Below are 9,427 nucleotides of genomic sequence, written 5' to 3' on the forward strand. Positions count from 1 at the left end.
CTCCGAAAGACGATATCCGCGAACTGGTCGGCAAAATGAAAAAGTTTCATGCGGGTTACGTCGAACGGGCGAAACGCAACGACTGAATTGCCCGGCTCCGCGGCCCCGTAAAACCGGGCCGCGGGCAGTTAATTCCGGTTGACAGCGCATCCGCGCGCCTATAGACTATTGTTATGGCTCAACAACAGAATCGGCCGTTGCCGGGTTTTTTACTGCTTTTCATTTACCTGTCGCCGGTTTACCTGCTGGCGGCGTGGCCGATAATCAAGTGGGTGAAAAAGGTCAATTCGTCCGATGTGGAGATTACGGAAAAGCAGGCCGAGTCGTTCCGGACGGATAAAGAACTTGTGCGGCCGGTCCGCGAGGTGCCCCGTCTGCCTGAAGTCGGCTCCGCCCCCGTGCAGGACGACCCGGACGATACCGGCGAAGGCCGCATGCTCGTCAAATACAGCGCGCCGGCGGGCAGGAAAGGCGGCACTCTCAGCAAAGAGGACAGGGCCAGACGGCGCGCCCAAATCCGCAACAGATTCATCCGGGAAACCGGGGCGGCGTTTGAACGGGGTGACGCCAATCTTGTCGAGTCGGTGCTGAACAGCACGGAAACGGTAAAGCTGGTACTGTCGCTGCCGGGTTTTAAGAAGACGCTCAAAACGCCTAAAAAACTGATAGGCAACGTGCAGTCCTCCAAATCGCTCGCCAAACTGCTGGCGAACGAAAATATCGTGCGGGGGCTGGAAAACGCGTCGCTGGTGGCGGCGGTGGTGCGGTCGGATTTCATGAAGCAGCTGGCGCGTTCGCCGGTTGGCCGCACGCTCGCCAAAGATCCGAATTTATTCAGGCGGCTGCTCGATGCCGATCCCGCGCTGGGCAATATCCTGACGCATCCGAACGTGGTGGCCGCCATGCAGATAAACAAGCATACCGCGCGGCTGGGCAAGATGGCGCGCCGGTTCGCGCTGCAGGGCAGACCCGGATCCGCAAAATAAGAGGAGTTGTTTTCCATCGGGCAAAAAGATCGCGCAGGCGGTCTTTTTTCCGTTTCTACGGAAGCTGCGCGGAGTTGCGGCGCGCCGTCTTTTATCCGGGCGCGATTATGTTATAATTAAATGAAATCTTGCTCAAATGTTCGAGGACGCTGAAAATATGAAAGAAATAATAACAGCCGCCACCGCCGCGGAAGAAGTCAGGGATGGCGATACAATCATGATAGGCGGGTTCATGTGCTGCGGGCAGCCTTTGACGATCGTTGACGCGCTGCTGGACTGCGGCGTAAAGGATTTGACCGTTATCACCAACGACAGCGGCTGGCCGGACCGCGGGTTCGGCAAGCTGGTTGCCGCCAAACGGGTAAAAAAGCTGATCGCTTCGCATGTGGGGCTTAACCCGGAAGTGGCGAAACAGATGTTCGCCGGCACGCTGGAAGTGGAGCTGGTGCCGCAGGGCACGCTGGCGGAACGCATCCGGTGCGGCGGCGCGGGGCTTGGCGGGGTGCTCACCCCGACCGGGATCGGCACGGAAGTGGAGGACGGCAAGCAGAAAATCTCTCTTGACGGGCGGGATTATCTGCTGGAAACTCCGCTGCGGGCGGATTTTGCGTTCATTTCCGGCACCGTGACCGACCGGGCGGGCAACACTTTCATAGCCAAGTCCGAAAAGAATTTCAATACGGTCATGGCGACGGCTTCGCACCGCACGGTGGTGGAAACCCGCACGGTGGTGGAGCGCGGAGAGCTGGACCCCGATAAAGTTACCGTGCCGGGCGTTTTCATCAAATCCATAGTGGAGGCCGGCAAATGAGCGACGACAAGCAGCTGAAACGCGAGCGTATCGCCAAACGCATAGCGAAAGAATTCAAGGACAACAGCCTGGTCAATCTGGGCATAGGGCTGCCGACTCTGGTCGCCAATTTCCTGCCGGCCGATAAAACGATTTTCCTGCATTCCGAAAACGGGTTCACCGGGCTTGGCCCGGCTGAGCCGGGCAAGGAGGATATGGCGGTGGTCAACGCCGGAGGCGCCCCGGTGGGCATTGTGCCGGGCGGCGCGTTTTTTGATTCGGCGATGTCTTTTTCGATTATCCGCGGCGGGCATCTCGACGCTACGGTGCTGGGCGCGCTTGAAGTGGACGAGGAAGGCAATCTGGCCAATTACAAGATCCCCGGCAAGATGGTGCCCGGCATGGGCGGCGCGATGGATCTGGTGGCGGGCGCGAAAGAAGTGATCGTGGCGATGGAGCACGTCAATAAAAACGGCGCGCATAAAATACTGAAACGCTGCGCTCTGCCGCTGACCGGCAAGAAAGTGGTGAGCCTGATCGTGACCGACATGGCGGTAATCCGCGTGACCGGCAAGGGGCTCGTGCTGGAGGAAATCGCGGAGGACACCACGCTCGACGCCGTTCACGCCGCCACCGGCGCCGAACTGATCGTGCCGGAGAACGTGGGGAAATTCTGATTATGGAAAAGAACAAAAAAATCATCACCTGCGCCGTGACCGGCGCGGAAACCACGCGCGCGCACAACCCTAACGTGCCGCTTACGCCGGAGGAGATCGCCGACTCGGCCCATGAGGCGTATCTTGCAGGCGCGGCGGTCTGCCATATGCATGTGCGTGACGGGAAGGGCGACCCCACGCAGGATGTGGAAGTGTTTAAAAAGACCATTGCGCTGCTGCGCAGGAAATGCGACATGGTGATAGAGGTGACCACGGGCGGCGCGGTCGGCATGACGCCGCAGGAGCGGCTGGCTCCGGTCACGCTGTCGCCGGACATGGCGTCGCTCGACTGCGGAACCGTTAATTTCGGCGATGATTATATCGTCAATACCCTGCCGGTAATGCGCGAGTTCGCCTCCGAGATGAAGAAATACAGGGTGCAGCCGACACTGGAATGTTTTGACCTGTCGCATATCCACAGCGCGCAGCTCCTTATCAAAGAGGGGCTTATCGCCGCGCCGTATCACTACAGTTTTGTGATGAACGTGCCCGGCGCCGTCCGGCTCGAGCCGGACGTGATGGACATGTTCGTGCGGAAACTGCCGCCGGGCGCGGACTGGACGGTGATCGGGGTCGGCGGCAAGGCGTTCGTTGACGCGATCCATTACGCCATTTTGCTGGGCGGCCATATCCGGGCCGGGTTTGAGGACAACGTCTATTATTCGAAAGGCGTGCTCGCCAGGAGCAACGCGCAGCTGGTGGAACGCGCGGTGCGCATCTGCCGCGAGTCCGGTTTCGAGCCCGCCACCGCCGCGGAAGTTAGAAAACAATTCAATCTGAGGGAGGGTTAATCATGAAGAAGGGCAATCCGTTTGGCTGTCACCGTGTAATCGAACCGCAGGGCGCGCTGCCGCAGCCCGCGCAGAAGCTGTCCAACGATATGGAACTGTATGACAACGAGATAATAGTCAATGTTGACACGCTCAATATTGACTCTGCGAGCTTCACCCAGCTCAAGGAGGAAGCCGGAGGGGACGTCGAAAAGATCAAGTCGCTGATACTTGGCATTGTGAGCCAGCGGGGCAAGATGCAGAATCCGGTGACTGGTTCGGGCGGGATGTTCATCGGCACGGTGGACAGGATCGGGCCCGCGCTGGAAGGCCGGATCGCACTCAGGCCCGGCGATAAAATAGCGAGCCTTGTTTCGCTGTCGCTCACGCCGCTGCGGATTGACAGGATCGTGGAAGTGAAAAAAGACATTGATCAGGTCAGGATCGAGGGCAAAGCCGTGCTTTTTGAAACCGGGATTTACGCAAAACTGCCGGCCGATATGCCGGAAAGCCTGGCGCTTGCGGTGCTCGACGTGGCGGGCGCGCCGGCGCAGACGGCGAAGCTGGTCCGGCCGGGGCAGACGGTGGTGGTGATCGGCGCGTCGGGCAAAAGCGGCATTCTGTGCTGTTACGAGGCCCGCAAACGGGCGGGCGTGACGGGCCGGGTCATCGGGATCTGTTCGTCGGAGAAAGGCGAGCGGAAAGTGCGCGAAACCGGGTTCTGCACCGACGTCGCGCGCATGAGCGCGACCGACGCGGTGGCCTGCTACGAAAAAATTTCCGAACTGACCGGGGGCAGGCTGGCCGATCTCGTCATCAACTGCGTCAATATTCCCAACACCGAGATGAGTTCCATCATGATGACCCGCAACGGCGGCGTCGTTTACTTCTTCAGCATGGCGACTTCGTTCACCAAAGCCGCGCTCGGCGCGGAAGGCATAGGCCGCGACGTTGACATGATTATCGGCAACGGCTACACCAAAGACCACGCCGAAATCACCCTGAATCTGCTGCGTGAATCGGAAGTGATCCGCAAGATGTACGAACAGACCTACAGCTGAGGCGACAGGCTATGAAAAAGCATCCTACGGTTGATTACAGGAAAATTCCGGCGTTCGCGCGGGTGACCGCGGAACAGTGGAACGACTGGAAATGGCAGCTGGCCAATAACATAAAGGATATTGATACGCTCGGCCGTATTATCGAGCTGGACGACGCGGAGAAGCACGAGCTGGAAAAGTGCCTCAGGAAATTCCGCATGGCTATAACGCCGTACTATGCCGCGCTGATGGACGCGAAGGACCGGTTCTGCCCGGTCCGGCTTCAGGCGGTGCCGCGGATCGCGGAACTGGACGATAATTATTCCGATCTCGACGATCCTCTGCATGAGGACGTGGATTCGCCGGTGCCCGGCCTTACGCACCGCTACCCCGACCGGGTGCTTCTGCTCGTGACCAATATCTGCTCCATGAACTGCCGGCACTGCACGCGCCGGCGGCTGGTGGGGTTTGAAGACGGACACATGTCGTCCGAAAATATTGACCGGGCAATCGAATATATCCGCCGCACCGAAACCGTGCGCGACGTGCTTATTTCGGGCGGCGATCCGCTGACCCTGCCGGACGGCAAGCTGGAAGCGCTGCTTAAAAAGCTTCGCGCGATCGAGCATGTGGAGATCATCCGCATAGGCAGCCGCGTGCCGGTTGTCATGCCGATGCGGATTACCGACGAGCTGGTGAATATGCTGAAAAAGTATCATCCGCTCTATGTGAACACCCATTTCAACCACGCCAAGGAGCTGACCGCCGAAGCGCGCGAGGCCTGCCGCAAGCTCGCCGACGCGGGCATTCCGCTGGGCAATCAGAGCGTGCTGCTCAAAAGCGTGAATGACCAGCCTCCGATAATGAAAAAACTGGTGCATGAGCTGCTGATGTCGCGGGTAAAGCCTTATTACATTTACCAGTGCGACCTGTCGAAAGGGATTTCCCATTTCCGAACGGCGGTGTCGAAAGGAATCGAGATCATCGAATCGCTTCGCGGGCACACCACCGGCATGGCGGTTCCCACCTTCGTGGTGGACGCGCCGGGCGGCGGCGGAAAAATTCCGGTAATGCCCACCTATCTGATCTCCATGTCGGACCGGCGCGCCGTGCTGCGCAATTACGAGGGTGTTATAACGACCTATACCCAGCCGGAGAATATTTATTCCGATGAAACGCATTGCGGCGAAGTCTGCTCCGACCCGCGCTATAAAACGGCAGACGGCGTGGCCGGTCTTTTGAACGGCGCGCTCCTGTGTCTTGAGCCCAAGGATATAAAACGCCGCAAACGCAGATGATCCGCGTCACGCATATCCGGATCCCCCGTATGAAAAATCCATACGGGGGATTTTTATAAATTCCGCTCACAAAAACCCGGCGCGCCGGCACGACATAATGCTTGACGGCATGGCATAGCTCAAGCAGTGGGATTAGTGTATAACCCTGCGTAGCAGTGCAAACGAAACCGGGATCAAAAGAAACCCCCGGCTTGCCGGTAAAGCGTAATAACAACCGGCAGGCCAAGGGCACAGCCGGGGGAGTTTCATGTATTCCGCGCCCGGGGCCAATCTGATTGTTCAGTTATTTCCACTTTGTATACAGGATTTTATGCGTTTTGCGCACGGAAAACGGGGGATTGGGGAGCAGGAATCCCGAACAACCGCCGAATTTTGTATTTATGCTTTTGGCAGGCAGTGATGATGCGTGAAAATTTGCGCGGAAAGCGGCGACAATTCCGGAACCGCTATGCCAAAAACCGTTATTCGGCACAGATTTGGCTGGCGCGGATGGGTTCTATTGATTGTCTGTTAAATATTATGCAATTGCGGGGCAAAAACGGAAAATGTAAATCATGTAAATATTTCCACCGCCATTTAATATAATCGTATTCAACAAATAGGGAGCGGGGCGAAAAAGTCGGGACGGTTCGGCAACGGCTGGTATGTAAATTTGTAAATTTTATTTTAGACACTGTAAAATTTATGTAAATTCTGCTACAATATTGCGATTAAGAGTGTTCCCGACTATGTTGCTGTCGGGCAGACTGACCGTAGAATCCGATGAGTCAGTAAACGCGGTTACCCGCCGCGGTTACGGCACAGCAATCCGTCGTTTTTCGGAACGACGGATTGTCATTTTACGGGACTGCTCCGGCTGTCGTTTGCGCCGCCAGCGGCGGGACACATGCTTCATTTCCCGGTTTGCGCGCCGGGTTTTTGCAAGCTGAATTCATTGAAAAAGGCAATGCCTTGCCGGCATTGCCTTTTTTATGGTCAGGGAGTTATTTGTTTTTGACGTAGTTTATAACAACCGAGTATACTCCGTTGCTGCCGTAAGTATAATGTACAAGCCCGACTTCCAGCAAGGCGCATCCCGCCGCTTGCAGTTTGCCCGAGATTTCATTAAGCGCGGCAACAGCCTGTTCTTTGGTTTTGTATTGAACGGCGCTTTCGTAATTTGCAAGTTCGACCGCCGAGTTTTTGACATAGGTTATTGTAAAGGAATAGTTTTCATTGACCAGTGTGTCATGATCGCTGAACGATTCTCTCACCACAACCGCTTCAATGACGGGCAGGCCGGCTTTCTGCATTGTTTCCTTGACCTGGTTCATCGCTTCAACGGCTTCGCTCTGGGTTTTGTAGGAATTGAGGCTGTAATAGTTAGGTATGCTGAACGGGGATTTACCAGCCTCGATGCCGGAAACTTCTTTTACGGGAATCTGTCCGGAAAAACCGGCCGGGCATAATACCGCCAATGCCACTGCTGTCAGGATCAGTTTCATTCACTCTCTCCTCATTATCGTTTCACTGCATAAAGTCTACTTCGTTCTTCTGTGGCTGGCAAGTGCCATAAGGCCCGGTTTTTGCCGGCCCTTACGGGCTGGGGGCGGGGTGGTGTTCCGGCCCAGGCGCGCGCAAGGTTTCTTTTCTTCATCGTGGTTAATTGCGCTGTATTGTAAAATAAGTAACAATTGTGATATCGGCAGAAGGTTGTGCGGTTCCAATTCCGGCAGGCGGGAGTATTCCTTTTGTAATCTAGGGAGTTCGTGTATGAATGAATTTAACAGAATCAGGTTTTTGGTTGCAGGCTCGTTCGCGCTGGCGGCAGCTATATTTTTTGCGATCGTGGCCGCTATTCCCAACCGGGAAATCATGCGGATATGTTTTGTGAAAAGTTCGTACTACATAATTCTGGGAATGTTTCTTGTGTGGACCGTTATGCTGGTCCGCTATTTTTCGAAAATAAATCTCTCTTTCAAACAATTCCTCGCGCGCAACTGGAAAGGCCTTTGTCTTACGCTGGCGCTCATGGGCGCTGTCTTCATGTCGGTCAAGCCGGGCTACCGCGTGCTGAGCGATGAAACGAATCTGCTCGGCGTTTCCCGCTCGATGCTGTTTGAGCATACCGTGCAGAACCCGACCATGGGATTTTTCTATTACGGCAACCTGCAGGTAACAAATTATGAGAAGGAAAAACGGCCTTTTCTGTTTCCGTTCCTGCTCAGTATTGTGCATCTGGTGCTGGGTTATAAGTGGACGAACCTGTTCGTGCTGAATTTTCTGGTTGGGTGGTCTTTTCTGTTTATGTTTTATCGGGTGTTCGAACCGCGCGGCGGACTTGCGGGCGGACTGGCCGCCAGCGTACTGCTTGCATCTTACCCGATTTTCACGCTTAACGCGACCGGCGGAGGGTTTGACCTGCTGGCGGCGTTTTTCATGGCGCTGGCGCTGCTGATGGTGTGGATATACCTGCACAACCCGGAAAAAGAGGAACTGAACCTGCTGTGGATGACGTTGCTGATGCTGGCGAATACGCGCTACGAGTCGTTCATTTATCTGCCGGTCATATTCGCGCTGCTGTTCGCGTTCAGGCGCGTGCCCGACAAAAAGCGGGTGTTGTTGCTGTCGCTGGTGTCCGTGCCTTTTTTCTTTCCGATCGCCTGGCAGCGGATTCTTACCGCCGGAAACTATGAACATCCGGCCGGCACGACAATTTTCTCGGTATCCTCTTTATCCAGCAATCTGCGTTTCATGCTTAACAGCCAGTTTGATTTTACTTTCAAGCCGCCGTACAATAACATCATCAATCTGGCGGCTTTCCTCTGTATTATATGGCTGGTGATACCAGCGGCTAAAAAACTTTATGATACCCGGCTGAAAGTCCAGTTCGCCGCGATAGCGGGCGGCGCGGTGGGCTTGAATGTGTTAATAAATTGCGCGCATTTCTTTGTCCCGTCCTATGCTCATCCTGTCAGCGCCAGATGGTTCATCGGGTTTTCGGCAGCCTGCGTTTTTATGGTTTCGGTGTTTCTGGTGGATGTTTTTAAAGTCAAGCCGTGGTTTTTCCTGATTTTGTCATTGGCGCTGTTTTCTCTTTATCATCCGACCGCGATGGAACGGCGGTTCCCCAATTGCATCACCATGATCAGGGCGACGGATTATGTCTATGATTTCCTGGCTAAAGCGGATGACAGGAATTTACTCGTGGTGACCGACCGGCCCGGCCAGTATGTGGTGGCGGACTATGGCGCGATTTCTTTCAAGTATGCCAACTCGCACGTCAAAGAAACTTTTGACCGGCTGCGGCGCCATCTGTGCAGCCATATCGTGATCCTGCAAGACATCCGCTACGACACGGGCCGGCCTATACCGGAGCACACCCTAAGCAAAGAGTATCCGCTGGAACCGCTGGCGGAAATTCAAAATACCGCGGAAGCGTATGTGCGCATATCCAAAGTGGTGCTGCCGGAGTGAATAGTGTGCGCCCAACAGGAATTGGCCACTCATAAATTCCCTGACGGGAATTTTGCGCGGCCCCGGCTCGCCGTTTTTGCTTTTCGCTCCGCTCAAACAAAAACATGGCTCCGCCTTTCAATTCCCGACGGAGAGCAGGCAACTGCTCTCCTTTGGGCGCGCAAAACCCGGTTATTCCGTTTCTGAAAACAAAAAAAGGACCGTTATTAACGGTCCTTTTAAAGCTGGTGCGCCCAACAGGAACTGGCCACTCATAAATTCCCTGACGGGAATTTTGCGCGGCCCCGGCTCGCCGTTTTTGCTTTTCGCTCCGCTCAAACAAAAACATGGCTCCGCCTTTCAATTCCCGACGGAGAGCAGGCAACTGCTCT

The 9,427-nt window shown here is 55.5% G+C and carries 9 protein-coding genes; 8 read left to right on the forward strand and 1 reads right to left on the reverse strand.

Annotation, left to right across the window (positions count from 1 at the left end):
- Positions 1-173 precede the first annotated feature (173 nt).
- From PHW69_06230 to ablA, 6 genes are all read left to right on the forward strand, one after another.
- Positions 174-986: a hypothetical protein gene (locus PHW69_06230; protein ID MDD4004786.1), complete on the forward strand. Its 813-nt coding sequence runs from the start codon at positions 174-176 to the stop codon at positions 984-986.
- A gap of 157 nt (positions 987-1,143) precedes the next feature.
- Positions 1,144-1,797 (forward strand): CoA transferase subunit A, encoded by a 654-nt coding sequence (locus PHW69_06235; GenBank protein MDD4004787.1) that lies wholly within the window; start codon positions 1,144-1,146, stop codon positions 1,795-1,797.
- Positions 1,794-2,453, forward strand: a complete 660-nt coding sequence (locus PHW69_06240) for a 3-oxoacid CoA-transferase subunit B (GenBank protein ID MDD4004788.1) — start codon at positions 1,794-1,796, stop codon at positions 2,451-2,453. The genes PHW69_06235 and PHW69_06240 overlap by 4 nt, the downstream gene beginning before the upstream one ends.
- Before the next feature lie 2 nt (positions 2,454-2,455).
- Entirely contained in the window at positions 2,456-3,283 is an 828-nt protein-coding gene (locus PHW69_06245) for a 3-keto-5-aminohexanoate cleavage protein (GenBank protein ID MDD4004789.1), read from the forward strand.
- Positions 3,284-3,285: 2 nt separating this feature from the next.
- Positions 3,286-4,323, forward strand: a complete 1,038-nt coding sequence (locus PHW69_06250; protein ID MDD4004790.1) for a zinc-binding dehydrogenase — start codon at positions 3,286-3,288, stop codon at positions 4,321-4,323.
- A gap of 11 nt (positions 4,324-4,334) precedes the next feature.
- Positions 4,335-5,600 (forward strand): lysine 2,3-aminomutase, encoded by a 1,266-nt coding sequence (gene ablA, locus PHW69_06255; GenBank protein ID MDD4004791.1) that lies wholly within the window; start codon positions 4,335-4,337, stop codon positions 5,598-5,600.
- 983 nt (positions 5,601-6,583) lie between these two features.
- Here the strand turns inward: ablA and PHW69_06260 are convergent.
- On the reverse strand, positions 6,584-7,084 hold the full coding sequence (locus PHW69_06260; GenBank protein MDD4004792.1) for a hypothetical protein: 501 nt from the start codon (positions 7,082-7,084) through the stop codon (positions 6,584-6,586).
- A gap of 268 nt (positions 7,085-7,352) precedes the next feature.
- On the opposite strand from PHW69_06260, the gene PHW69_06265 reads away from it, so the two are divergent.
- Together PHW69_06265 and PHW69_06270 are read left to right on the forward strand one after the other, a co-directional pair.
- Positions 7,353-9,056, forward strand: a complete 1,704-nt coding sequence (locus tag PHW69_06265) for a glycosyltransferase family 39 protein (GenBank protein MDD4004793.1) — start codon at positions 7,353-7,355, stop codon at positions 9,054-9,056.
- A 76-nt stretch (positions 9,057-9,132) separates the two neighbouring features.
- Positions 9,133-9,427 (forward strand): hypothetical protein (locus PHW69_06270; GenBank protein ID MDD4004794.1); only part of this gene is annotated, 295 nt, incomplete at its 3' end.

The organism is Elusimicrobiaceae bacterium (genome assembly GCA_028700325.1).
Taxonomy (GTDB): domain Bacteria; phylum Elusimicrobiota; class Elusimicrobia; order Elusimicrobiales; family Elusimicrobiaceae; genus JAQVSV01.